We start from the raw sequence: 25,112 nt of genomic DNA, 5'->3' as shown, positions 1-25,112 counted from the left end.
CACGCCGCCGCCGACGCGGCCCATCAGGTTGACGAGGTCCCCGATGTCGCACCCGCATTCGCCCACCGCCCGTTTCCCTGCTGCCTTGTGGCGCAGCCATCCGATGGCATGGGCCGTCGCAGTGGCCCTGGGCAGCGTGGTGGCTCCGGCCACTCAGGCCCAACAGGCGTTCAGCCCCGGCTGGTTCGCCGAGCGCGGTGCGGCGCAGGGCGCGGCGGCACAGAGCGGGCGCATGCCCAATGGCGTGCCGATCCAGTTCCAGCTACCCGCGCAGCAGCAGGATGCGGCACGGCAGAAGCTGCAGCAGTCGATCGACAACCTGGGTACGGCCGCGCAGGCCATCGCCCTGCAGCAGCGCCTGCAGGAACAGGCACGGCAGGCGCGCCGCGAGGCGGGCTTCGTGATCGCCGATGGCCTGGGCAAGGATGGCCTGAAGGTCGACGAGAATCCGCTGACCCGCGGCTGGATCAACGCCCGCGAGGCGATCCAGTCGCAGGCCGCAGACGGGCGGGTGCTGGTCAACATTGAGCAGACAGCCGATCAATCGATCCTGAACTGGGAAACCTTCAACATTGGTGGCAACACCACACTGAATTTCCTGCAGAACCCCGACTGGGCCGTGTTGAACCGGGTCAACGATCCCGCCGCAAGGCCCAGCCAGATCCTTGGCCAGCTGAAGGCCAATGGCACGGTGTTCGTGGCCAACCGCAACGGTGTGGTGTTCGGCAACAACAGCCAGGTCAATGTCCGCAATCTGGTGGCAGCGGCCGCACGCGTCAGCGATGCGCAGTTCCGTGAGCACGGCCTGTACAGTGCCGACGCGAACACCTCGGCGCTGACCGACGCCGTGGGCAAGGTCATGGTCGAGCGCGGTGCACGCATCACCACGCACGAACCGACCACGGCCACCCGCGGCGGTGGCTATGTACTGCTGGCCGGCCACAGTGTGGAGAACGCGGGACAGATCGAGACGCACAAAGGCCAGACCCAGCTTGCCGCCGGCGACAGTTTCGTGATCCGTCGTGGCGTGGGCACGGCGCAGAACACTGCATCGACCACCCGCGGCAACGAGATCGCACCGCGCTTCGTTGCTGACAGCACGGCCGGCAGCGTTCGCAACAGCGGTCTGATCCAGGTACGCGAGGGCGACATCACCCTGGCCGGCCGCACAGTCGAACAGGCCGGCGTTGCGGTTGCGACCACCACGCTGAATCAGCGCGGCACCGTACACCTGCTGAACTCGGCGTCCGATGCGGCGGGCAGTGTGACCCTGGCCTCCGGCTCGACCACTGCAGTACTGCTGGAAGACGATGGCAAGAGCACGGCGCTGGACAGCCAGCGCGACGCGCTCATCAAGGAATCCACCGAGCAGGACAAGCTGCGCGGTTCCAGCAACAGCGGCACCTTCGACAATCTTTCGCGCCTCCAGGACCGTCGCGAGCAATCGCGCATCGAAGTCGTCTCTGGCGGCGATGTGAACTTCCAGGCCGGCGCACTGGCAGTGGCCACCGGCGGCCAGGTGATCGCCGACGCCAGCCGGCGCAGCTATCTGGATGATGGCGCGCGCGTGGACGTCTCCGGTGCGGTGGGCGTGCAGGTGGCGATGGAAAGCAACAACGTCAAGGTGAAGGTGCAGGGCAATGAGTTGCGCGATTCGCCAGACAACCGTGACAGCGGCAAGCTGATCAGCAGCGAGGTGTGGATCGACCGTCGCCAGTTGACCGAAGTCGCCGCCGGTACCGGTGGCTATGAAGGCACGCGCTGGTATGCCGGCGGCGGCCTGCTGGAAGTGGGGGGCTACCTGGACAATCAGGGGCATTCGATCAGCGAATGGGCAGCGCAGGGTGGAACCGTCCAGCTGGCAGGCAAGGAAGTCGTCAGCCACGCCGGTTCGCGCATCAATCTGGCCGGTGGCAGCCTGGATGTGCAGTCCGGTGTGGTGCAGCAGAGCTGGCTGCGTGGCCGCGACGGGCAGTTGTACCGGCTTGATGATGCACCGGCCGAGATGCTGTACGACGGTCTGTACCAGGGCTATGAAGTGAAGCAGGAACGGTGGGGGGTGACCGAATCGTTCCGCAATCCGCTGGTGGCACCCACCCAGCGTTTCGACAATGGCTATACCGTGGGACGCGATGCTGGCCGTCTGCTGATCTCGGCGCCCACGGCTGTCCTGCAGGGCCAGGTGGATACGGTGGCCTTCCAGGGCCTGCAGCAGACCCGCCGCCCGGACCAGGCGCAGGACGGGTACGTGCAGGCACAGACGGCCGCGGCCCGCAACGCCCAGCTCTGGCTCGGGCGTTTCGACAACACCGGCCGAAGTGCAGTGTTCGATTCGCAGATCCGCATCGGAGCGCTCCAGGCCGACACCCGGCCATGGACGTTGCAGGCGCCGATCGGGGAAACACAGCGCAATACCGTGTGGTTGGACAGTGAGGTCCTGAGCGCTCAGCGTTGGGGGCAGGTGGACCTCGCTTCTGCGGGCCGTATCGACCTGGATGGCACGCTCAGGTTGCAGGAGGGCGGTCGGCTTGGGCTCACTGCAAGCCGCGTCAGCTTCGGAGGAACGGTGCAGATTGCCGGCGGGCAGGTGGAGGCCGGTAACCTGCTTCCGGCGCTCGGCGGGCCCTCGGCCCTGCTGAGGTCCGGACGCGGCGCGGTGGATGTTGCAGCGGGCGCACGGATCGATCTTGGCGGCAGTTGGAGTAACGCGCTTGCTGCGCCGGATGGCGACCCCGCGCAGGCGTGGATCGACGGTGGACAGATGCGCTTCAACAGCAGTCACGACATCCGTGTGGGTGAAGGGGCAGCGATTCTTGTCGATGCCGGCGGCGCGATCGATGCCAGTGGCAAAGGGCGCGTAGGCAAGGGCGGCAGTGTCAGCCTGCTCGCGGCCAGCACCGAGGTTGCCACCGACGGCAGCGGGCGGATCCGTATCGGCGATGGCGCACGCTTCAGCGCGCTCGGCAATGGAAGCGGCAATTTCACCCTGGCAACAGGCGGTGCGGTGTCTATCGGCGCGCCTGGCACGGATGCATCGGCGGCGTCGTTGCAACTGCAGTCAGCACTGTTCAGGAGTGGCTTCGCCGGCTATGACATCGCCGGGCACAACGGTTTGACGGTTGAAGAAGGTACCCAGCTGCAGGTGGAACGACCGGCGTTGCGCCTGGCCGAGGGCGCACAGCAGGCACTGTCCCGCGAGCAGGGCGTTCAGGCCTGGACGCCGTCGCTGTATGAGGCGGATCCGGCCAGCGGGCGTGTATCGCAGCGCGGCGGCGCGAGCCTGGCACTGCGCGCAGGGCATCTGCTGTCCACGGCCGATCTGCGCGTTGGCAAGGGCGCAAGGATCGAGGTCGATGCCGGCCAGACGATCGAACTGTTCAGCGCCGGCAACCTGGACGTGGCTGGCAGTCTGAAGGCGGCTGGCGGCCGTATCCGCCTGGACGAGGCATTCGATCCGACCGGTGTGCGTGGCGATCAACGCCGCGAACGTCGCTGGACGATTGCCGAGGGCGCCCTGCTGGACGTGAGCGGCGACAGCGTTTCCCTGCCCGACGCGCGCGGGACATTGCGCGGACAGGTGCGCAAGGGCGGAACGATCGAGATCGGGGGGGCGTTGGACTGGGAAGACCAGGACAACGTACGCCACTTGCCGCCCGATACCTTCGTGGTGGTGGAGCGCGGTGCGCGGCTGGACGCGTCCGGTGCTTCGGCGCTGCTGGACATTGATGGCAGCGGGCGCACCCGGGTGGACAGCGACGGCGGCAGTATCGTGCTGCGCGCCGGCAATGCGCTGTACCTGCAGGGCGACCTGGACGCAGCAGCGGGCGGCGACGGCGCGCGCGGTGGCACCCTCGGCGTTGCCTTCGGTGGCGGAACCTACGGCAGAACGGCAATGAACAAGGAAGTGCTGGCGCCGAGGGTGATCTCGCTGACCCAGCACGCCGCGCAGACGACCGACCTGCCTGCACGCCTTGAGTACGGCCATGCGGCACTGTCGGTGGAGCAGATCGAGGCCGGTGGTTTCGATCATCTGGCCCTGTTCGGCGACATCCGCGCCCAAGGAGATGTCAATCTGCGCATGGATCAGAGCCTGCGCCTCCAGGGCTTGAACGAGCGTTACCTCGGCTTCGTCCCGGGCAACAGCGAGGGCAACCGTCTGCAACTGGACGCGCCGTATGTCCGCCTTGCGCAGGGGCGCTGGTGGCAGCCGGCCGGGGAAGGCACGTTGCGCCCGCAGGAAGCGGGGTTCGACAGCGGCCGCCAGCATCGCCTGGAGGTGGGTGCCGATCTGATCGACCTGCGCGACGTCACTTGGCTGGCGGGCTTTGATCAGGTCGCGCTGCGCAGCCGCAGTGACATCCGCTTGCTGGCCCCGGTCGTCAGCAGTTCACTCGTCTCCACGCTGGCAAGCCCGGGTTCGATCGATATCAGCGCCGCACGCATGTATCCGGCGGCCCGGGCCAAGGGACGCATCGTGGCGGGCGTACCCGACATCGGGCCTTCAGGCCTGCCGTCCTGGCAGAACCCCGACGCCGTACTGCGCATCCATGGCATTGCAGGCGGCGCGCAACCGGCACCGGACTCTGCGTTCGGAAGCCTGGAGCTGGTGGCAGCGACGGTGGTGCAGGGCGGCAATGTGCAGGCGCCTTGGGGCCATGTGCAGCTGGGTGGCAGGGAATTCAACGCTGATGCGGCCAGCCGCGTCGACCTGCTTGCAGGCAGCGTGACGTCGGTGAGCGGTGCCGGCCTGCAGCTGCCGTTTGGCGGTACCGTGGATGGTGTGGGCTGGCGCCGCAACGGTGCCGACTTCGATGTGCTGGGCCCCGGCTCGACCAACATCCCGATCGGTATCGACATCGTCGCCAACGCCGTCGATGGCGTGGTGGGCAGCGTGCTGGACGTGTCCGGCGGAGGCGAGCTGTCCGGCGCTGCATTCGTGGCCGGGCGCGGTGGCTCGGTGGACATCCTGCGGCATGCGCTGGCGGATGCGAACCCGCGCTACCGCTTCAGCGGCAGTGACAATGCGGTCTACGCGATCATGCCGGGACGCTCTGGCACGCAGGCGCCGCAGGCGATTGCTGATGGCAGCGCGGACCCGCGCATCGGCCAGCAGATCGTCATACCTGCGGGGGTCCCCGGCCTCCCGGCCGGAACCTACACGCTACTGCCGGCCAGCTACGCACTGCAGAAGGGCGCATTCCGCGTCGAAGTCGGCGCCGAACGCGCCGTCGGCAGCAGGCAGGCAGTGGCGACCGGCACAGGCTCATGGCGTGTCAGCGGGCACCGGGCGCAAAGCCTGGGCGGGGCAGTGTCGCCGCTGCTCACCGATCTGGTGCTGACGCCAGCGGAAGCAGTGCGCCGCTATGCCAACTACAACGAAACGTCCTACAGCACGTTCGTACAGGGCGTGGCCGAACGGCGTGGCGAAGCGCTGCGCTGGCGGCCTACGGACGCCGGCAACCTCAACCTGGCACTGGGTGAGGGCGCCGGACGTTCGAATGTGCCAGCCGCGATCTTCCAAGGCGTGTCGCGCTTCAACGCCGGCAGCAATGACGGACGCGGGGGCACGCTTTCGGTCAATCTGCTCACCTCCAATGACGCGATGTTGGAGATTGCCACCGAAGGTGGCAGCGCCGGCAGCGGTAGCGGCGCCACCGTCTTCGACTCGGCGCTCAATGCGTTCCGCCCGGAGACGATGCTGATCGGCGGCGTGCTGCGGCGTGACGCGACGACCCATTCGCTGGAGGGCAGGGCGCAGCACATCGTGGTGCGCAACGGCGTCAACCTGACGGCGCAGGAAGTGCTGCTGTCGGCCGCGTTCGGAGGCAAGGGAATCCTGGTGGAGCAGGGCGCTTCGATCGATACCTTGACCGGGGCAAATACCTCGCGCGTGGCACAGCCCACGGCGCCCTATCTGGTGTCGGGCGGCCTGCTTGCCGTGTCCAACCAGCGCTTGACGGCGCTCAGTGCGCAGGGCGGCAGTGCCGCCGGTCCGGTGGCGATCGACATCGGCGGATGCGTGGTGGACTGCAATGGCCAGACCCGGTTGCTGTCGGCAGGCAGCATCAATGTGGTCACCGACGGTGCCTTGAACATTGGTGATTCGGTGAGCTACGGCACGCGCCAGCTCGGCCTGGGCATGTCGGCGCTCAATCTCGGCAGCGCCGAGGCCATTGCGGCGGCAGCGGCGGCCGGCGGCCTGCCGGCGGGCATGACCATGAACCAGGAGGTGTTGCAGCGATTGCTGCGGGGAAACACCGCCACCGGCGCGCCGGCGCTGGAGGCGCTGAGCCTGACCGCGCGCGACGCCATCAATGTGTTCGGCAGCGTGAACCTGGATACGCGTGACGGTGCGACCGGTCGCAGCAGCCTGCGCAGCCTGGTGCTGGGCGCCCCTGCCATTCATGGCTACGGCTCTGCGGCCGACCACGCGCGCATCTTCGCCGATACGCTGGTCTGGGACGGTACGCTGGCCGGCACCACGTTGCCCGGCGGTGAGCAGACCCAGCCGGCCGGCGAGGCGATGGTGGGCCGGCTTGGCCAAGGGCAGCTGGAAATCAATGCACGGGTGCTGGAGCTGGGGCGTGCGCCCTTTACCCGGCCCAGTTCGTCGGTGGCCGCGGATCGCCAGGTGCTCGGCTTCGCCGGCGTTACCCTGGCAGCATCGGATCGCATGTTGTTCTCCGGCAAGGGCAGTCTGGATGTCTTCCAGCGGCAGGGCGATTACGTGGCAGGCAGCGGCTGGCAGTTCAGCGGCGGCGCGCTGGATATCGTTACCCCGCTGCTGACCGGCAGTGCGGGCGCTCAGCTGGCAATCCGCAATGGCGGTACGGTGCAGGTGCGCGGTGCTGCGGCAACCGCGGGCAGCGATGCGTTGGGTGCGGAGTTGTCCATCACGGCCGAACGCGTTGTGATCGACAGCCGGGTGGCGCTGGCGTCCGGCCGGTTCGAAGCCAATGCCCGCCAGGGCGTGGCGCTTGGCAGCAATGCAGTACTGGACATGGCGGGGCGGAAGGTCAGCCTGTTCGACGTGGACAAGTACAGTTGGGGCGGCGACGTAGCGCTGTCGAGCCGTGACGGTGACATCGTTGCCGACGCGGCGTCGCGCATCGATCTTTCCGCCCGCAACAACCGCGGCGGCCGCTTGACGGTCGCTGCGCTGGGCGCGCAGGGCGGCCGTGTGGATCTGGCAGGCACGTTGCTTGGCGGAGCCAGCGGCCGTTACGACGCCGGTGGCACTGAAGTGCCCTACGACGGCGGCGAGCTGGTAGTGCGTGCACGCCAGTTGCAGGACTTCTCCGGCCTGAACACCCGGCTTACCGCCGGTGGCATTACCGGTGGCCGGACGTTCCAGTTGAGCGTAGGCGACCTGGTGATCGGCGATGAAGTGAAGGCACGCAACGTGGATATCAGCGTCGATGGTGGCAGCCTGCTCGTCAATGGCCGCATTGATGCCAGTGGCGAACAGGTCGGCAGCATCCGCCTGTCCGCCCGCGATGTGCTGCGTATCGACGGAACATTGGACGCGCATGGCAGCGCCTTGCGCGTCGATAGTTACGGCAAGATCATCGACAGCCCGAACCGGGCGATGATCGAACTGACCTCGGCCAGTGGCAGCCTGCAGCTGGGCGCGACCTCATCGATGGACCTGCGCGCCGGCACCGAGGTGGCCACGGGTAGCAGCCCTGGCCAGAACGATGGCCGCGCACGCGGCAGCGTCAAGCTCAACGTGCCACGCGTGGGCAGCAACGACGCTGCGATTGACGTGGCCAGCGGACTCCGCATCGCCGGTGCCGCCGATCTCCAGGTCAACGCCTTCCGCAGCTATGATTCGGCGCCGTTGGCAAGCGCTCCGGACGTGCATGGCCATCGTCCGCAGGTGATCAACCAGCATTGGCTGGACACGGTTGTGGACCCGGACAACAGCCAGTGGATGAATGCCGCACTGGCCAATGCGGGATTGCAGCAGCGCACTGCCGCACTGGGCAGCTACCGCCTGCGCCCCGGCGTGCAGATCGTGGCGCGGACCAGCAGTGACAACCCGCGTGGCGATCTGGTCGTGGCCGGCGATATCGATCTGTCCGGCTACCGCTACGGACCGCAGTCGAACCGGACCGATCCAGCGCGCCGTGGCTTCGGTGAATCGGCAGCGCTGGTGCTGCGCGCCGAAGGCGATATCAACGTCTACGGCAGCATCAACGATGGATTCGCGCCGCCGCCTGCCAATCCCGATGAGGACGGCTGGGTGCTGCTGGAGGGGCGCAGTGCCGGTACGCCCAACACGGCGTTCGGTGGCGACCTGATCGTGCCCGGCGAAGGTGTACAGCTGCAGCGCGGCACCGAATTCCGTGCTGGCGCGACGCTGAACTATGCACTGCCCTTCGAGGCCGTGACCCTGCCGGCCGGAACCGTGCTGCCCGCGGAAATGCGGTTGTCGGGACCGCTGCTGCTGCCGGCCGGCACTGTGCTGGGCGCGGCAGTGACGACGGCGGGTGGCGAGGTGGTAGCGGCTGGAACCGTGCTGGCCCAGGCATTGACGTTGCAGGCGGGTGCGCGCCTGGGGGCCGGCTTCCGGCTGCGCGCGCCGGCGCCGGTGGCCGCACAGGTGTGGCCGGCCGGCGTCGCGCTGCCGATGGCGATGAAGCTGTCAGACGCGGTGGACCTGCATGCCGGCGCGATCATCCCGTCGATGACTAAGGTGGAGCTGGCCGGCGATGCGCCGGTGAAACTGCGGCCTGCCGACGCCAGCGGGCGCCAGGGACGCAACTGGGCGCTGGCGGCGATGCTGCCCGAAGGCACCACCTCGTGGGATCTGACTGCAGTGGCCGGTGCCGATACGACCGCTGCCGATCCGCGTACCCGCAGCTGGGGAAGTGACGGCAGCATCGTGCTGGCCGACAGCCACTACAGCACCATCGGGACGGTGACCAAGACGACGGAATGGAAGGGTGATCGAATCGTCAATTTGGAAGGTTCTCTGTACTGGTGGGGCGATGAGAGTCTGGCCGGAAAGTCACCTGCCGAGGTGGCCGAGATCATCGGGACCACCGAGGCGGAGATCTGTGGCGCAGGCGCCTTCTGCGGCCCGGCCCCGCGCCTGGTGGACAAGGAAGGCTCGCTGGCATGGTGGGGCGATGAATCCTGGGTCGGCCGCCCGGCTACGGAACTGGGCGCCGAGATGGGCATGTCGGAGGAAGAGATCTGCGCGGCAATGGGCTACTGCTACGGCGGCGGCACGCTTACCGAAGTCACCACCTACGGCAAGCGCCTGGGCTCGCCGGCTTGGAGCGTGCTGCGTACCGGCAAGGGTGATCTGGCACTGCTGGCCGCGCAGGACGTGCGCATGAAGTCCGGCTTCGGCGTGTACACCGCAGGTGCGCCGACGCTGCTGGGCGATGGCAGCGATCCCCAGTTCAATCCGGTGCGTACGGCTGCGCCCTGGCACACCTCGCTGCTGGGCAGGAACCAGGTCTCGGGCAACTATGATGCGGCGCTGGCCAGTTACCGTGCGTGGTATCCCGACCATGGCGGCGATGTCAGGGTTGAAGCCGGGCGCGACATCATCGGCGACGCCTGGACCGCCCGGTCCGAATCCGGTACGGCGCAGCGCGACCAGGCCGGGCATTCAAGCGCAGCCGTGGGCGGCTGGTTGTGGCGGCAGGGTACGGGCACCACCGAAGGCGTCCAGGCAACACCGACGAGCTGGTGGATCAACTTCGGCACGTACAGCACCGTGGGCGCCGAAGCGGACGCAGCTCCCCGCATGGTCGGGTTCACCGGCTTCGGCACGCTGGGAGGCGGCAATCTGTCACTGGAAGCGGGCCGCCACGCGGGCGTGCTCGACCCGATGGGCAATGCCCTGGGTCTGTTGACCGCGCCTCATTCCAGCGCGATTGTTGCTGCGGTAGGGTCGACCGGGCGCGTCAGCAATGGTGAGCTGCATCTGACTGGTGGCGGCGACCTGACCCTGCGCAGTGGCGGTGCGTTGAATCCTGGCCTGCGCGCCAGCGCGCAGCAGCCGGAGAGTTTCCTGCAGGATCTGGATCTCAATGGCGCGATGACCAACCTGCGCGGCAGCACCCTGCTGCAGGCGGCACGCATCGGTGGCCTCAGCGCGATACAGAGCAGCTACGGAACGCTGGGCCTGATGGATCCGTTCGTGGCGGACGCCCCGGTGGCGATGGCGGGGCCCCTGCTCATTCTGGGTGATTCCACTGCCCGCCTGCAGGCCCGTGGTGACATTGTTCTCGGTGGCGCCGCAGATGCAGGGCGTGTACCGACGGCCAACTACAACGACGTGGTTCTGGGCGATGGCCAGCATGCAGCTGGCACGACGTGGTTCTCGCTCTGGACCCGAGGCACGGCACTGGACCTGTTCTCGGCAGGCGGAAATCTCGCACCCAGCCTGGCCGGAACTCTGCATGCAACCGGTAGCAACATGTTCGCTGAAGGCATCGCGCTGCGCGAGCAATCCGTTCCCGCCAGCATCAATTACTGGCTGTATCCGTCCAGGTTCAGCGCGGTGGCAGCGAGTGGTGACATCATCAGCGCCCCGCTTCGAGGTCTCGGACCAGGGGCGACTACGGGCGATGTGATCCTGCTCGCGCCTTCGGCCAGCGGCCAGCTCGATGTTCTGGCCGGAGGCTCGATCCATGCCGCGATCAACGCCACCGGCATTGCACGTTCCGGTAGCGACGCCCGCCTGCCTGGCCCGTTTGATCCTGCATTCATGGCCCAGCGGGGCGCCAGCCTGACCCGGGTCGGCCACAATCTCTCCGACGATGGGGTGCAGGGAGCGGATCCGTCGGCGAACCTGCCCTTGTTCGCGTTCGGCCCCAGTACTCCGACCACGGGTGCGCTGACGTCCCGGCCCACGTCGCCCAGCCGCTTCTATGCCGTTGCCGGTGACATCATCGGGTTGGGCAGCGGCGGGCGCAGGCAATTGAGGCGGAACATCGGCGAGGAGAGCCGGACACTGTTCGACTGGTACGAAGCGGGCTCGGCCGTACAGCTGCGCGCCGGTCGCGACGTGATCAATGCGAACGTCACCGCGCTCAACACCAGCGGTACCGATATCAGCGGGATCGAGGCGGGCCGGGACATCATCCGCAGCAACCTGACGGTGGCCGGCCCCGGCAACGTTGAAGTGAGTGCGGGCCGGCAGCTGCGCCAGGAAGAGGCCGGAAGCATCGTGAGCCTGGGTGGCGTCGTCCAGGGCGATGCCCGTCCCGGTGCCAGCATCGCAGTGACTGCCGGCAATCAGGGCATTGACTTCGATGCACTGCGCACGCGCTACCTGGATCCGGCCAACCTGGCCGATCCGGCGCAGTCGCTGGCATCGCAGCCCGGCAAGGCGGTGAAGATCTATGACAAGGAGTTGAAGCAGTGGCTGCAGCAGCGCTTCGGCCTGGCCGTCGACGGCGCCGAGGCGCTGGCTGCGTTCGACCGGTTGCCGAGCGAACAGCAACGGATATTCCTGCGCCAGGTCTACTACGCCGAACTGCGCGAAGGTGGCCGCGAGTACAACGATCGGAATGGGCCACGCGTTGGTTCTTACCTGCGCGGCCGCGAGGCCATCGCCACGCTGATGCCGGACAAGGATGCCAATGGCGCAACGATCAACCGTACTGGCGATATTCTGATGTATGGCGGCTCCGGTGTGCGCACCGAAGCGGGTGGCAATATCGAGCTGATGGCACCGGGCGGACAGATCGTGGTGGGTGTGCAGGGCGTGGTGCCACCGGCCAGTGCCGGGCTGGTGACCCAAGGGCAGGGTGACATCCGGCTGTTCAGCCAGGACAGCGTGCTGCTGGGCCTGTCGCGGGTGATGACGACGTTCGGCGGTGACATCCTGGCATGGTCGGAGCAGGGTGACATCAATGCCGGTCGCGGTTCGCGGACCACCTTGTTGTACACGCCGCCGCGTCGCGTCTATGACGGCTGGGGCAATGTGATCCTGTCGCCGCAGGCTCCCGCCAGTGGCGCAGGCATCGCCACCTTGAACCCCATCGCCGAAGTGCCGCCGGGCGACGTCGACCTGATCGCGCCGCTGGGCACCATCGACGCGGGCGAAGCAGGCATACGAGTCTCGGGCAACATCAACCTGGCAGCGCTGCAGGTGCTCAACGCCGCCAACATCCAGGTGCAGGGCGAGAGCAAGGGCCTGCCGGTGTTGGCCACGGTGAACGTCAATGCGCTGGCGTCGGCCAGTGCTGCAGCGAACAGTGCCAGCCAGGCCGCACAGGACGTGATGCGCAAGAGCCAGGACGACGCGCGGCGCAACCAGCCATCGGTGATCAGCGTGCAGATCCTCGGCTTCGGCAGTGGCACCAGCAGCATTGCGCCGCCGGCACGCGGTACCACTGCCAACAGCGGCTACGACGCCAACAGCGCCTTCCAGTTCCCGCAGGCAAGCCGCGACGAAGGCACGCAGCGCCGATAGGCATAGCACGCCCCGGTAGGTGCCGACCTTGGTCGGCACGCATTGCCCGATGCAGCGCATCGGGCTGCAGCATCGGGCCAGCCGCCAGGGAACGGTGGCGGCCCCAGCCAGGACGGCACGGAGGGCAGGGAGCGGCCATCAGCGGTGAGGACCACCGACACAGCGCCGCCGGGTGCAGGAGAGCACCCGGCCGCGCGCATGTGTTACGGTAGATGCCGACCTTGGTCGGCAGTAGATCCACGCCATGCGTGGATGCCCGGACAGCCTCAGTGCCGACCAACGGTCGGCACCCACTAGAGCAGGCTCTGCAGTAGAAGCAGCTCGGCAGTAGATCCACGCCATGCGTGGATGGGTTGCGGGGAAGCGCCCTAAAGCTCCAGCACCCGCCGGTAACTCAACGGCCCACGCCCATCGCGCAGTCCCAACCGCAGTTCAAGTCCGGTGGCCGGCAATACCTCGCCCTCGCTCGGCAACACGGCCCATCCCGTTCCAGGCTGCCACGCCCGCACCTCGAACCGCTGCACATCGCGCGCCACCGCAATGCCCTTCGACGGATCCGGTGCGGGCAGGGGATACCGGTCCGTAGCCGCACCACTGGCCCGCCACAGCGTGCTGCCCTGCCGCCACCAGCGCACCCGCTGCCAGTGCAGCCCATCACTGCCGACACTGCGGGTGATCTCCAGCGCGAAGCTGCCATCCGGGTGCCGCTCGCTCACCAGCGACGGGGGCAGCAATCGCTGCGGACGATCTGCCGGGCGCACCGCGCCATTCATCAGCGCATCGTCGGCACGCATTTCAATATCGCGCTGGAACTGCTGCAGCACGCGCAGCGCCGTCGTGGTCTCGGCATCGGCCTGGCGCAGGCGCTGGTCGCTGCTGGCCACGCTGTCCAGCGCACGCCAGCAGATCAGCGCCAGCACGCCCATGATGGTGATCGCGATCATCACCTCGATCAGGGTGAAGCCGCGTGCGGCGCGCCTCATTGCGCCGCCGTCCACGGCAGCTGCATCCGGGCCAGCGACTGTCGCGGTGCATCTTCGGCCACCACGGTCAATTCCAGTTGCGGCTGCCCGTCGCTGCCAGTGCCCAGATGCTGCAGGACCAGGAAGCTGCCGCGTCCCTGCACACAGCGCTGCCGCGCATCCCGCGGCGGCTGCCCGACGAGGCGCAGCTCCTGCCAGCGGTCCTGCGCGCACAACAGCGCCAGGCGACGGTCGCGCAGCCGTGACTGATCGTCGGTCGCCACTGCCACCGAGCGCATCACCGCAGCCAGTGCAATCGATACGATCGCCAGCGCGATCAGCACCTCGATCAGGGTGAATCCACGCGCCGTCTGCTTCACTGCACGACCTGCAATTGTCCGCTGCCATCATCACGAAGACGCAGTGCGCGGCCGTCCAGCGACAGTCCAAGCTCCCAGGCGGTACCGATCCACTCCGGGCTCAGCTCGATGGCGTTGGTGGGCTGCACCGCGATGCCTGCAGCCTGCCACTTCTGTGGACGCAGCAGATCATCGCGTTCAACGGTGACCCAGCGGCTGCCTTCGAGGCGGCTGAAACGATAGCCGGCGGCGTCGGCCTGCCAACGCAGGGGGCGGCCATCGATGCGGGCCTCGTCGCGCGCCACCTGCAGGCGCTGCGCCAGTCGTTCGCCTTCCTGCCGCAGCTGCCGGCCCGGGTCGAGCAGGCTGCCCAGGCCAAGGCCGATGCCCGCTGTGCAGATGCCGATGATCACCAGCACCACCATCAGTTCCAGCAGGGTGAAACCACGCGGCACACGCTGCATCGACGTTGCCTCCTGTCCTGGCCGATACCTGCCAGCGTAGGCCCGCATGATGAAACAAAAGCGTCAGCCGCACCTGCTAGCGTAGGCGGACACGAACGTGGCGATGATGTGGAACATGGACGGCAGGCGCTGGGATCGGAATCGGATGTTGACCCTGCTGGCGGCGACGCTGCTGCTGGCCGTGGTGGCCTACTGGAGCGTCACCCTGTCTGCGGTGGCGCCAGCGGCGGCCGCGAGCGAAGCGCATGCCGAGGCGCCGGTACGGCCGATGTTCGATGCAGTGGCCAGCCTGCCGTTGGTGCGGCTGCTGTCTCCCGGCGCGGTGCAGACCGAGGTGGTCGTGCTGGGCGTGATGGCAGGTGACCACGCGCCCCTGGCCCTGCTGTCGGTGGATGGACGCCCGCCGGAGGCGTACGCGCCCGGCCAGCGGCTGGGGCCCTGTACGGTGCTGGCCAGCATCAGCGCCAGCGCAGTGGAACTGAACCAGGCCGGGCAAACGCGCAGCCTGCCGGTGCCTGAGCTGCCGCCGGTGCCGACCGATGGCATCGTGCCGGGCGGGTCCCTGTAGAGCCGAGCCCGCGCTCGGCTGCGTCTGGAAGAACAGTCGAGCAAGGCTCGACTCTACAAAATCCAGTGGAGCATGGCTCGACTCTACAAAATCCAGTGGAGCATGGCTCGACTCTACAAAATCCTGCCGAGCGCGGGCCCGGCTCCACAGCTGCGCAGGCTCAGCGCGCCGGACGCTGAGGTTCCACCGAACGACCAAAGGCATCGCCCATGCGCTGTCGTGTGCCTTCCAGGTTGTACTGCATCAGCTGGTTGCCGGGCTGCCGCATCAGGCGTTCGGCTTCAGGTAGCGCCGGTGACTTCGCCGATTTCGGCGCCGGGGCCAGTTTGCGTTGCAGGCACTCCCAGGCGGGGATGCGCTCGCCGTTGACCTGTACTTCGATGCACGGCGCGGCATCGTCCTGCTTCTTCGCCTCTCCGGCCCAGGCCGATGGCAACGCCAGCAACAAGGCAAGGGCGAGGGCAGGGCGAAGGCCCGCGTCCAACGACTCACTCATCTTGAATCTCCTGCGACAACCGACGTTCTGCAATGAAGACGTGTGGCGAGGGCAGTCTCCGCCCGCGAGTGTTCCGGCGCTGTCAAAAGATGACAGTGCTGTCACAAAACTATTGGCGGCTTTGACGCGACGTACACGTCCTGTTGGTAGACCCACGCGCCGCTCCCTGGCCACTCCCTTCGATACGACGCGATGCCTTCGATGACTCCTGTTCCGTGCCGAGCCGTCCGCCTTCCGCTGCGCCTGCATCCGCTGGTGCTGGCTCTGGCCGCGATGCCGCTGCCATTGTTCGCGCAGGACGCGGCGCTTGCGCCCAGCGTGAACATCAATGAATACATCGTGCGCGGCAACACCGTGCTCGATCCGCGCCAGATCGAACGTGCGGTGGAGCCGTTCCTCGGCCCGGGCAAGACCCTGGCCGATGTCGAGAAGGCGCGCGATGCCGTCAATGCGCTGTACCAGCAGGCAGGCTACCAGTCGGTCTACGTCGAGCTGCCCGAGCAGCAGGTCAGTGGCGGCGTCGTACTGCTGAAGGTGCAGCAGACGCCGATCGGGCAGCTGCGGGTCGTAGGCACGAAGCACGAATCGCCCGAACGCATCCGCGAACGCGTGCCGGCACTTGCCGAGGGCAAGGTGCCGGACTTCGACCAGGCGCAGAAGGAACTGACCGCGCTGAATGAAGGCGGACGTCGCCAGGTGATGCCGCTGGTGCGCGAGGGCCAGGTGCCGGGCACGATGGATGTGGACCTGCAGGTCGAGGAGAAGTCGCCGTGGCGCGCCAGCGTGGCGCTCAACAACGACCACAGCGCCGACACCGAGAAGCTGCGCCTGAGTGCATCACTGGCCTACGACAATCTGTGGCAGCGCGGGCACAGCGCCAACATCGGCGTGTATCTGGCTCCGGAAGATACCAAGCAGGCCAAGGTGTTTTCGGCCTCGTACATGATGCCGTTCGAAGGCACGCCGTGGAGCCTGGAAGCATCCGGCTACAGGTCCGACAGCCGCGTACTGAACGCGGGTGGGCAGGTGGGTACCGGCACCGGAACCAATGTAATCGGCAACGGCCATTCGATCGGTCTCAAGCTCAACTATCGACTGGCCGGCAGCAGCCAGTGGTGGCGCCAGCTCAGCCTCGGCGTGGACTTCAAGGACACCGAGGAAGACACGCAGATGGGCAAGGAGAGCCTGAAAACGCCGCTGAAGTACGCGCCGATCACCCTGGCATTCGTCGGAGTGCGTCAGGGTGAGCAGGACCAGCTGAGCATCAATACCCAGCTGGTCGCCGGCACCCGTCGCCTGTTCGGCTATGGCAGCGATGCCATCGGCTTCGGGCAGAAGCGCTACTGGGCGGACCCCAGTTTCATCGCGTTCAAGGCCGATGTGGCCAACACCCACACCTTCGGCAGCGATTGGCAGTGGTACGCGCGCGGCTCGCTGCAGGTAACCGATGCGCCGCTGGTGTCGGCCGAGCAGTTCGCCGCCGGTGGCATGTACACCGTGCGCGGCTATCTCTCGGCCGAGGCGATCGGCGACTACGGCGGCCTGGCCAGCCTGGAGTGGCGTACCCCAGCATGGTCGCTGTGGAGCGGCACCGATCTGCGCGTCTACAGCTTTGCCGACGCCGCCTACCTGCGCCTGCGCCAGCCGCTGCCCGAGCAGCGTGACAAGTACAACCTGGCGTCGGTCGGCCTGGGTGCGCAGCTGCGCCTGGGCGAACACCTGCAACTGCGCCTTGACTACGCCTGGCCCTATGCCGATGGCCCGGTCACGCGCAAGGACGACCCGCGCCTGCATTTCAACATCAGCACCAGTTACTGATCCTTTCCTTGAACATGCGTTCTCCGGAGACCCTTCGCATGGACCGTTTGCTTTCCCGAGTGTTGCTGCTGCTGGCCGCGCTGGTTGCGTTGCCCGCCGCTGCGGCCGATGCCAATTGGTGGCAGGCCGAATGGAAGTACCGCAAGCCGATTACCGTCGATGCCGGCCCGCAGGGTGCGGGCCTGGCCGGTGACCCGGGCCGTACGCCGCTGCTGCTGCGCCTGCATACCGGCAACTTCGGTTTCGACGGCACCCAGGACGCGGGCAATGACCTGCGTTTCGTCTCGGGTGATGGCCGCACCGTGCTGGCCCACCAGATCGAGCAGTTCGATCCCAAGCTGGGCCTGGCCCTGGTCTGGGTGGACGTGCCAGCGGTCAGCGCCGCGGCGCCGCAGACGATCTGGATGTACTACGGCAACGAGAAGGCCCCGGCCAGCGGCAACGGCCAGCAGGTGTTCGACCCGGACTACACGCTGGTCTACCACTTCGCCGAAGCCAATGCGCCGGCGCGCGACACCACCGCCTACGGCAACAATGCCGGTGCTGTGGTGCCGCCGTCCGAAGGTTCGGTGATCGGCCGTGGCGTGCAGCTGGGCGCAGGCCCGCTGCCGTTGCCGGCCAGCGCCTCGCTGGCACAGGAAGCGGGCGCACCGTTGACCCTCTCGGCCTGGATCAAGCCGGGCGGCAACACTGCCGCGCAGGCGATCTACGCCCGTCGTGATGGCACGTCCGAGCTGGTGCTGGGTATCGAAAAACGGGTGCCGTTCGTGCAGCTCAATGGCCAGCGCAGCACGCCGGCACAGCCGATTCCGGAAGGGCAGTGGGCGCACGTGGCACTGACCGCGGAGAAGGGCGCGCTGCGGCTGTACCTCAATGGTCGCGTAGTTGCCCAGCTGAGCGGCGAGCTGCCGGCGCTGGCCACCGCGCCGGTGGTGGGCGCCGATGCGCCGGGCGCGGCGCAGCCGCTGGCCAACTTCGAAGGTGCGCTGGATGAGTTGCGCGTCTCGCGGGTGGCACGTCCGGCGGCGCTGCTGCTGGCCGATGCCACTGCGCAGGGTGCCGACTCGCGCCTGATCAGCTACGGCGCCGATGAGCAGTCGGCCGGCCAGAGCCACTTCGGCTTCATCCTCAAGGCGATGCCGTTCGATGCCTGGGTGGTGGTCGCCATCCTCGGCCTGATGATGCTGATGTCATGGGCGATCATGATCGCCAAGAGCCGCCACTTCGGCCGCACCAGCAAAGCCAACGCGGTATTCACCGAAAGCTTCGGCAAGCTGTCCGGCGTGCCGCTGCGCACTCTGTCCGAGATGGACCGCCAGGGCAAGGCGCCGACCGCGATGCACGACGGCTCGCTGTGGCGCATCTACCAGGTGGCCATCGATGAAATGCAGCAGCGCCACCAGCGCGACGGCAACAGTGGCTACCTGAGCGGCGCCACCATCGCCGCGATCCGTGCCTCGATGGATGCGGTGATGGTGCGCGAGCAGGAAGCGATGGCACGGCGCATGAACTGGCTGTCGACCACCATCGAAGGTGCGCCCTACGTGGGCCTGTTCGGCACCGTAATCGGCATCATGCTGGTGTTCGTGGTGGCGGCGATGGCCGGCGCGGTGGACATCAACTCGGTGGCGCCGGGCATGGCTGCAGCGCTGCTGTGTACCGCAGCCGGCCTCGGCGTCGCGATCCCGGCGCTGTTCGGCTACAACTACCTGGGCGCACGCGCCGAGGCGATCGGCGCCGACATGGCGGTGTTCATCGACGAGTTCGCCGCGCGCCTGGCCGAAGAGCAGGACGGGCGCGGCCCGGCCGCGGTCCAGGGCTGAGGGGCGCGCCATGGGCCAGAAGGCGAAGTTCGGCATCAAGAAGCGCGAGAAGGGCATCAACGTGACGCCCTTCGTCGACGTGCTGCTGGTGGTGCTGGTGATCTTCATCCTGACCAGCAATGCCTCCATCCCCGGCATCGAGGTCAATCTGCCGAAGGCCAGCAACAGCGTGGCCCTGGAAAAGCCGAAGACCAAGGCGATCACCATCGACCCCAGCGGCCAGGTGTTCCTGGATGCCTACCCGGTGACGATGACCGAGCTGGAAGACCGGCTACGTACCGAACGCGCGACCACGCCGGATTTCCCGGTGATCGTGCGCGGTGATGCGCAGGTGCAGTACGCCCGCGTGGTCGAGGTACTGGACCTGCTGCGGCGGCTGGAGCTGGCCCAGGTCGGCCTGGTCACCGGCAAGGCGCAGGGCTGAGGCATGACGGCCCATCAACCCCCTCGACCGGAGCCCGGCATGCGCGGTCGCCAGTTGCTGGTGACCGTCGCGCTGGTGCTGGCCGCGTTGCTGGTGCTCGGTATCGCGGTGTGGTGGCTGTTGTTCAAGGACACCGCCAGCACCCGCCGGCCGGTGGTGCAACCGCCGATGCTGGCGCTGCCACCCCCTCCGCCGCCGCCGCCGCCGACCCCGGAAAAACCACCGGAGCCGGAGACGCCGCCGGAAGAGACGATGCCCGAACCGGAGCCGCTGGATCAGCCGACGCCGGCCGAAGAGCCGACGCCGACGCCGGATAACAGCGATCCGGTGACGATGAATGCCGACGCGCAGGCCGGTGGTGACAACTTCGGTATCCAGTCCGGTAGTGGTGGCGGTTCGTCCGGCGTTGGCCGTGGTGGCGCCGGCAACGCTACCTACGGCCGCTATCTGGGCTACCTGGTGCAGCAGGTGATCTCGCGCGACGACAAGGTCAAGCGCCTGGCGTTCCAGCTGCAGGTGAATGTGTGGCTGGCCAACGACGGCCGCCTGGAAAAGGTCGAACTGGTGCGCGGCAGTGGCAACGAGGAAGCCGACGCGGCCGTGCTCGATGCCCTGCGTCGCATCGGCAAGGTTGACCAGGCACCGCCGCCGTCACTCGATTTCCCCGCCCGCGTCCTGATCCAGGGCCGCCGGCCCGGGGCCTGACTCCGACTTCCGTGATTTCCCTTCTTTCGATGAGAACCGTGATGAACGACCACGTCCGCGCACGAACCGACTCCCGCCGCCCGCGGCCGGCCCGACGGGCGCTGCTGTGCTGCGCCGTGCTGCTCAGCCTGGCCGCCCCGGCCGGTGCGATGGCCGCCGAAACCACCATGGTCAAGCTGATCAAGGGCCTGATCGCCAGTGGTGCACTGAAGCCCGAAGACGGCCAGGCACTGCTGGTGCAGGCCGAGGCCGAAGCAGCGACCGCACAGCGCTCTGCAGCCACGGGCAGCACCGCGGCGAGCGGTGGCGTGGCACTGGAGGCCGGTGACGTGCGCGTGCCGTACGTACCGCAGAGCGTGCGCGACGGTATCCGTGACGAAGTGCGCCAGGACGTGATGGCGCAGGCGAAGTCGGAAGGCTGGGCGGCACCCAACGAAGTGGCCGAGTGGACCAAGCGCATCAAGGTCACCGGTGACATGCGTGTGCGCAGCGAGTCGCGCTTCTACTCCGAGCGCAACAGCGACATCGTGAGCAACTGGTCGTCGATCAACTCCGGCAACGGCTTCGACACCAACACCAATACCAACCTGCAGCTGCCGCCGCTGCTGAACACCCGCCAGGACCGCCGCAACCTGTGGCGCATCCGTGCCCGCCTGGGCATCGAGGCGACCATCGGCCAGCACACCACGGCGGGCGTGCGCCTGGCCAGCGGCAGCAGCAATGGCCCGGTGTCGACCACCGAGCAGCTGGGTGGCGGCCTGAGCAAGAAGGACGTGTGGTTGGACCAGGCCTGGCTGGCCTACAGCCCGGCGGACTGGGTGACGGTGCGTGGCGGCCGCTTCGGCAATCCGTTCTGGACCAGCGACACGCTGTTCTCCAACGATCTCAACTTCGATGGCCTGGCCGCCAACCTGAAGTATGACTTCGATGGTGGCGACCTCGACCTGTTCGGCAACCTCGCGGTGGTACCGCTGGAGTACACCTCCGACAGCTCGCCGAGCCAGAGCAAGGTCAAGACTCCGAACGAGAACAAGTGGCTGTCCGGTGCCCAGGTGGGCGTGAACTGGCGCTTCAACGATGACAACGCGCTGCGTGCTGCGCTGGGCTACTACGACTTCAAGAACATCAGCGGTCGCCTGTCCTCAACGTGCTCGCTGTATTCGGGTGCGGTGGGCTGCGACACTGACTGGTCGCGCCCGGCGTTCATGCAGAAGGGCAACACCCTGATGCTGATCCGCAACATTGCGCGCAATCCGGTGGATCCGGCCGGTACGCCGACCCCGCAGTATGTCGGCCTGGCCTCGGCCTTCCGCCTGGCCACGCTGAACCTGCGCTGGGACACGCAGCTGGCGCAGGGCATCGGTCTGCGCCTGGATGGCGATTACATCCGCAACCTGGCCTACGACAAGCAGGCCATGTTCAGTCGTGCCCAGAACGGCATCGTCAACAACTACGGCGCCGGCGATACTGTCGGCATCGATACCTTCCGCAGCGGCGACACCGCCTGGATGCTGCAGGCCACCTTCGGTGCTACCGAGCTGAAGGAGAAGGGCCAGTGGCAGGCGCTGCTGGGCTACAAGCACATCGAAGCCGATGCGCTGCCGGATGCCTACAACGACCCGAACTTCCACCTGGGCGGCACCAACGCCCGCGGCTACTACGTGGGCGGTGCCTACGCGCTGGATGCGCGCAGCTGGATCAGCGGCAAGTGGATGGCGGCCAAGGAAGTGTCCGGTGCGCCGCTGTCGATCGACGTGTTCCAGCTGGAGTTCAACACCGGGTTCTGAGTGGCGGGCGTGATGCGGATCACGTAGTGCGTGGCGGGGGCGCAGCGATGCGCCCGTCTAAGGAAAGGAGACCACGCGTTGTTCAAAAGGAGGAGTGGATGAGCCGTCGCAAGCTGTTCGAAAGTCCCGAACCGTCCAGCCAGTTGCTGGGTGTTGGACCGGCCTATGTTTCAGTGGAGGGCCTGCGCCAGCACCTGGCCGAGTTCCTGCTGTATGCGGGCCGGCCGGTGGTGATCATGCGCGGGCGCAGCGAAGTGGGCTACTTCCTGCCGGCGCGCTGCTGGCGCCAGCGCGACGATGACCCGCTGGCGGCGGCTGCCGCCGACCAGCTGCTGGATGCGGCCGGTTTCCAGGCCGAGGACATCCAGCAGGTGGAGCAGGAGTTCAACGCCATGCGCCAGCGCACCGTGCTGCATTCGCGGCGCTGAGCCTTCCGTAGAGCCGAGCCCATGCTCGGCTTTTCGGGCGGTTGCACGCGACGTTGGCAACAGCCCCTGCCGTTGCCTTCGGCTCTACAGTAGATCCACGCCGTATGTGGATAGGCCACACCCGGCGGCAGCTACAACGCCAGCACCTGTCCCGGCTCCAGCGCCTGCAGAAACGCGTCGTCATGCGACACCACCACCAAAGTGCCCGGGAACACCCGCAGCACCTGCAGCAGGTGCATCCGCAGCGTCATGTCCAGGTTGTTGGTTGGTTCGTCCAGAACCAGCAGCGCTGGGGGCTTGGCCGCCATCAATGCCAATGAAAGCCGCGCCCGTTCGCCACCGGACAATGCGGACACGGGCGTCTGCGCCGTGGCATCGCCGCGGAACAGGAAGTCGGCCAGGTGCAGCCGGCACTGGGTCTGGCCCCAGTCCGGCATCTGGGCAGACAGCGCCTGGAGAGGCGTGGCCTGCATCGGCAGGTCCCGATAGTGCTGGTCGAGCAGGGCGATCTGATCAGCTGGCGGCAGCAACCAGTCACCATCACGGCGGATGCTTGGGTCGCCGCACAGCGCGCGGGCCAGCGTGGACTTGCCGCTGCCGTTGTCACCGGTGATCGCCAGGCGATCGCCGACATCCAGGCGCAGATGCAGTCCACCCAGCACCGTTTCCGTGGCATGCGCCACGCTGGCGTCGGTCAGCTGCACCACCACTCCCTCACGTCGCCAGCCGGCCGGCAACGCGAAGGTAGGCTCGATGATGGTCTCCCGCTGCAGGTCATTGCGACGAGCCACGATGTCTTCCTGCTGCTCACGGATCAGCAGTTGCTTGCTGCCGGCGGTGGTATTGCCACGGCCGAGCTTGGTGGCTGAACGCACGCCGCCCCACTTGCGCTGTTCCACCTTGCGCACACCGCGTTCCCGCGAGCTGGCAGCGCGCTGCTGTTCGCGCATCAGCGCCTCATGGGCCTGGCCGCGCTCCTGATCCAGCTGGCGCAGCTGCCGGTCGCTGGCCTCGCGTCGCTGCTGCAGGTCCGCCCGATAGTCGCGGTAGCGGCCGCCGAAGTGGCTCACGCGCCCGCCACGTATGTGCCAGAGCTCATTACAGAGCGCATCGATCAGGGCTTCATCGTGGGTGGCCACCAACAGCGCGCCATGGAACTGGCGCAGGCGCGCGATCAGCGAGCGGCGTGCACTGCGGTCCAGGTGATTGCTGGGTTCATCGAGCAGCAGTACATCGGGGGCGGCATCGAGCGCGCGGGCGAGCGCATGGCGCATCTGCTCGCCGCCGCTGCGAGAGGAGTCATCCAGTACGTGCTGCGGCACGTAGGCGATGCGTGCGCCATCGCGGCGGATGATGGTCCCGCCACTGGGCACCAGAGTACCGGCCAACATCTGCAGCAGGCAGCTCTTGCCGCTGCCGTTGTCGCCGATCAGGGCGATGCGGGCACCTGAGGGCAGGTGCAGGTTGACGTCGGCCAGCAGGGCGCGGCCGTTGAAATCCAGATCCAAAGCATGGGCACGTAACATCGCGTGCGGTCCTCCTGTTGCTGCGCGCTCACTGCATCCGAACGCGGACGCGCAGCTTGGAACAGGGGCGAGGCCGGAACAAGCGAGGAACCGGCCAAGATCCGCCGCAGGTGGGCCAGACCTCCTTCAGCCGCGCTCGCTGGTGATCCGTGCACCTTCACGCATCACCAGCGTCACCGGGGTCTTCTCCACCACCTCCAGCAGGCGCTGCCATTGCGCATCGCTAAGCTCAGCGCTGGCGTGTAGCACGCGGTGCACATGGAGGCGTCCATCCGCATCGCGTTCCGAACGCAGCTCGGCATGCAACTCGCCCAGCTCCCAGCCCTTGCGTTGCGCATACATGCGCAGGGTGATGGCGGTGCAGGCGGCCAGCGAGGCCAGGTACAGATCGAAGGGCGCGAAGCCCTTGCCCTGACCGCCCAGCGAGGCGGGCTCGTCCGCGTCTACATCAAAGCTTCCATTGCTGATGTGGTGCAGGTAGTTGTCGCCGGTCGAAACAATGCGCGCGTAGGCCATCACATTCTCCATCTGTCTCTAGCGTCGAGCCACGCTCGACCAAACCCACTGTAGCGTCGAGCCATGCTCGACTGCTCCCAAAGGCGGCGCCAGCCAAGGCCAGCGCCGCCACCCAATCACTCGGTACGATCGTACGAGAACTGGATGCCTGCCGTACCACCGGTTTCGATGAAGAGGTTCATGAACGCCGGCACCGTTTCCGAACGGGCCCAGTCGCGCTGCAGCTCGCAGAACAGCTGCGGCACGCTGATCAACTGGCCCCCGGCCTGTTCGATGCGGCGTAGTGCTGCGTCATGCGCCGCCAGCGAGGTACCGCCGACGGCGTCGACCACCACATACACTTCATAGCCTTCCTTCAACGCGTCCAGGGCCGGGAAAGTCAGGCAGGCCTCAGTCCACAGCGCAGTCATGATCAGCTTGCGGCGGCCGGTCGCCTCCACCGCCTTGCGGAACTCGACGTCTTCCCAGGAATTGATGGTGGTGCGGTCGTAGGTGGGGTAGTCGCCCAGCACCTTGCGCAGCTGCGGAATCGGCGGCTTGTTCAGGCCGGTCTTGACGTTGACCGTCGAATGCACGATCGGCAGACCGTAAGCCACAGCGGCCTTGGCGGTGCCGACGATGTTGTTGACCAGCAGCTGGCGGTCCATCGAGGCGATGGAGTTCACCTGCACCGGCTGGTAGTCGATGATGATGAAGGCGGAATTCTGCGGGGTCAGCAGGTGGTCGCTGGCCGGGTCGCGGATCGGTTCACTGGACATGGTGGGTCTCCGGTTGGGAGGGGGCCGGCGGCTGGC

15 protein-coding genes are annotated in these 25,112 nt (G+C 67.3%); 8 read left to right on the top strand and 7 right to left on the bottom strand.

All coding sequences use genetic code 11. The annotated features are described in order from the left end of the window. Positions 1 to 43 precede the first annotated feature (43 nt). On the top strand, positions 44 to 12,442 hold the full coding sequence (locus AC5O77_RS02245; protein WP_494506399.1) for a filamentous hemagglutinin family protein: 12,399 nt from the start codon (positions 44 to 46) through the stop codon (positions 12,440 to 12,442). Positions 12,443 to 12,810: 368 nt separating this feature from the next. Here AC5O77_RS02245 and AC5O77_RS02240 read toward each other — a convergent pair whose 3' ends face one another. From AC5O77_RS02240 to gspH, 3 genes are read right to left on the bottom strand one after another with little or no spacing between them, the layout of a single operon-like run. Continuing rightward, the gene (locus AC5O77_RS02240) at positions 12,811 to 13,425 is read right to left on the bottom strand and encodes a prepilin-type N-terminal cleavage/methylation domain-containing protein (protein WP_494506398.1); all 615 of its coding nucleotides are present in this window, start codon (positions 13,423 to 13,425) and stop codon (positions 12,811 to 12,813) included. Next, positions 13,422 to 13,784: a type II secretion system minor pseudopilin GspI gene (gene gspI, locus AC5O77_RS02235; protein ID WP_107433700.1), complete on the bottom strand. Its 363-nt coding sequence runs from the start codon at positions 13,782 to 13,784 to the stop codon at positions 13,422 to 13,424. Before gspI ends, AC5O77_RS02240 begins: the two co-directional genes overlap by 4 nt. Further along, positions 13,781 to 14,227 carry a type II secretion system minor pseudopilin GspH gene (gene gspH, locus AC5O77_RS02230; protein WP_279913767.1) on the bottom strand — a complete coding sequence of 149 codons (447 nt, stop codon included), beginning with the start codon at positions 14,225 to 14,227 and terminating at the stop codon, positions 13,781 to 13,783. The genes gspI and gspH overlap by 4 nt, the downstream gene beginning before the upstream one ends. A 103-nt stretch (positions 14,228 to 14,330) precedes the next feature. Between gspH and AC5O77_RS02225 the strand changes: the two genes are divergently transcribed. After that, complete coding sequence (locus AC5O77_RS02225; RefSeq protein WP_494506397.1) at positions 14,331 to 14,795, top strand: hypothetical protein; 465 nt, start codon at positions 14,331 to 14,333, stop codon at positions 14,793 to 14,795. Between the two features lie 160 nt (positions 14,796 to 14,955). On the opposite strand, the gene AC5O77_RS02220 is transcribed toward AC5O77_RS02225, so the two are convergent. Continuing rightward, the gene (locus tag AC5O77_RS02220) at positions 14,956 to 15,291 is read right to left on the bottom strand and encodes a hypothetical protein (protein WP_329809971.1); all 336 of its coding nucleotides are present in this window, start codon (positions 15,289 to 15,291) and stop codon (positions 14,956 to 14,958) included. A 201-nt stretch (positions 15,292 to 15,492) separates the two neighbouring features. On the opposite strand from AC5O77_RS02220, the gene AC5O77_RS02215 reads away from it, so the two are divergent. The 6 genes from AC5O77_RS02215 (at position 15,493) to AC5O77_RS02190 (ending at position 22,276) form a co-directional block, all read left to right on the top strand. After that, positions 15,493 to 17,109: a ShlB/FhaC/HecB family hemolysin secretion/activation protein gene (locus AC5O77_RS02215; protein ID WP_494506396.1), complete on the top strand. Its 1,617-nt coding sequence runs from the start codon at positions 15,493 to 15,495 to the stop codon at positions 17,107 to 17,109. Between the two features lie 38 nt (positions 17,110 to 17,147). Continuing rightward, positions 17,148 to 18,932, top strand: a complete 1,785-nt coding sequence (locus AC5O77_RS02210; protein ID WP_494506395.1) for a DUF2341 domain-containing protein — start codon at positions 17,148 to 17,150, stop codon at positions 18,930 to 18,932. A 10-nt stretch (positions 18,933 to 18,942) separates the two neighbouring features. Next, positions 18,943 to 19,356, top strand: coding sequence for an ExbD/TolR family protein (locus tag AC5O77_RS02205; RefSeq protein WP_074725264.1), 414 nt, complete (start codon positions 18,943 to 18,945; stop codon positions 19,354 to 19,356). 39 nt (positions 19,357 to 19,395) lie between these two features. Further along, positions 19,396 to 20,061 (top strand): TonB family protein, encoded by a 666-nt coding sequence (locus AC5O77_RS02200; protein ID WP_494506394.1) that lies wholly within the window; start codon positions 19,396 to 19,398, stop codon positions 20,059 to 20,061. A gap of 41 nt (positions 20,062 to 20,102) precedes the next feature. Next, positions 20,103 to 21,848 (top strand): putative porin, encoded by a 1,746-nt coding sequence (locus AC5O77_RS02195; protein ID WP_494506393.1) that lies wholly within the window; start codon positions 20,103 to 20,105, stop codon positions 21,846 to 21,848. Positions 21,849 to 21,946: 98 nt separating this feature from the next. Further along, positions 21,947 to 22,276 carry a hypothetical protein gene (locus tag AC5O77_RS02190; RefSeq protein ID WP_494506392.1) on the top strand — a complete coding sequence of 110 codons (330 nt, stop codon included), beginning with the start codon at positions 21,947 to 21,949 and terminating at the stop codon, positions 22,274 to 22,276. Between the two features lie 131 nt (positions 22,277 to 22,407). Here AC5O77_RS02190 and AC5O77_RS02185 read toward each other — a convergent pair whose 3' ends face one another. The 3 genes from AC5O77_RS02185 to AC5O77_RS02175 all read right to left on the bottom strand — a co-directional run bounded on the left by AC5O77_RS02185 (position 22,408) and on the right by AC5O77_RS02175 (position 25,076). Beyond that, positions 22,408 to 23,802, bottom strand: coding sequence for an ABC-F family ATP-binding cassette domain-containing protein (locus tag AC5O77_RS02185; RefSeq protein WP_494506391.1), 1,395 nt, complete (start codon positions 23,800 to 23,802; stop codon positions 22,408 to 22,410). Positions 23,803 to 23,928: 126 nt separating this feature from the next. Continuing rightward, positions 23,929 to 24,318 (bottom strand): OsmC family protein, encoded by a 390-nt coding sequence (locus AC5O77_RS02180; RefSeq protein ID WP_478058263.1) that lies wholly within the window; start codon positions 24,316 to 24,318, stop codon positions 23,929 to 23,931. Positions 24,319 to 24,434: 116 nt separating this feature from the next. Beyond that, a complete protein-coding gene (locus AC5O77_RS02175; protein WP_005409869.1) occupies positions 24,435 to 25,076 on the bottom strand; it encodes a hydrolase in 642 nt (213 codons plus the stop codon). Between the last annotated feature and the right edge of the window lie 36 nt (positions 25,077 to 25,112).

It is taken from the genome of Stenotrophomonas sp. INTA L402-1, from assembly GCF_059295135.1.
The sequence above is the reverse complement of the archived record's forward strand: the minus strand, read 5'-3'. Positions and strand labels throughout refer to the sequence as shown.

Bases quoted from the DNA above. Each gene is read 5' to 3' on its own strand.
- AC5O77_RS02245 (WP_494506399.1), top strand. From the start codon at position 44: ATGTCGCACCCGCATTCGCCCACCGCCCGTTTCCCTGCTGCCTTGTGG.
- AC5O77_RS02240 (WP_494506398.1), bottom strand. From the start codon at position 13,425: ATGAGGCGCGCCGCACGCGGCTTCACCCTGATCGAGGTGATGATCGCG.
- gspH (WP_279913767.1), bottom strand. From the start codon at position 14,227: ATGCAGCGTGTGCCGCGTGGTTTCACCCTGCTGGAACTGATGGTGGTG.
- AC5O77_RS02225 (WP_494506397.1), top strand. From the start codon at position 14,331: ATGATGTGGAACATGGACGGCAGGCGCTGGGATCGGAATCGGATGTTG.
- AC5O77_RS02220 (WP_329809971.1), bottom strand. From the start codon at position 15,291: ATGAGTGAGTCGTTGGACGCGGGCCTTCGCCCTGCCCTCGCCCTTGCC.
- AC5O77_RS02215 (WP_494506396.1), top strand. From the start codon at position 15,493: ATGACTCCTGTTCCGTGCCGAGCCGTCCGCCTTCCGCTGCGCCTGCAT.
- AC5O77_RS02210 (WP_494506395.1), top strand. From the start codon at position 17,148: ATGGACCGTTTGCTTTCCCGAGTGTTGCTGCTGCTGGCCGCGCTGGTT.
- AC5O77_RS02205 (WP_074725264.1), top strand. From the start codon at position 18,943: ATGGGCCAGAAGGCGAAGTTCGGCATCAAGAAGCGCGAGAAGGGCATC.
- AC5O77_RS02200 (WP_494506394.1), top strand. From the start codon at position 19,396: ATGCGCGGTCGCCAGTTGCTGGTGACCGTCGCGCTGGTGCTGGCCGCG.
- AC5O77_RS02195 (WP_494506393.1), top strand. From the start codon at position 20,103: ATGAACGACCACGTCCGCGCACGAACCGACTCCCGCCGCCCGCGGCCG.
- AC5O77_RS02190 (WP_494506392.1), top strand. From the start codon at position 21,947: ATGAGCCGTCGCAAGCTGTTCGAAAGTCCCGAACCGTCCAGCCAGTTG.
- AC5O77_RS02185 (WP_494506391.1), bottom strand. From the start codon at position 23,802: ATGTTACGTGCCCATGCTTTGGATCTGGATTTCAACGGCCGCGCCCTG.
- AC5O77_RS02180 (WP_478058263.1), bottom strand. From the start codon at position 24,318: ATGGCCTACGCGCGCATTGTTTCGACCGGCGACAACTACCTGCACCAC.
- AC5O77_RS02175 (WP_005409869.1), bottom strand. From the start codon at position 25,076: ATGTCCAGTGAACCGATCCGCGACCCGGCCAGCGACCACCTGCTGACC.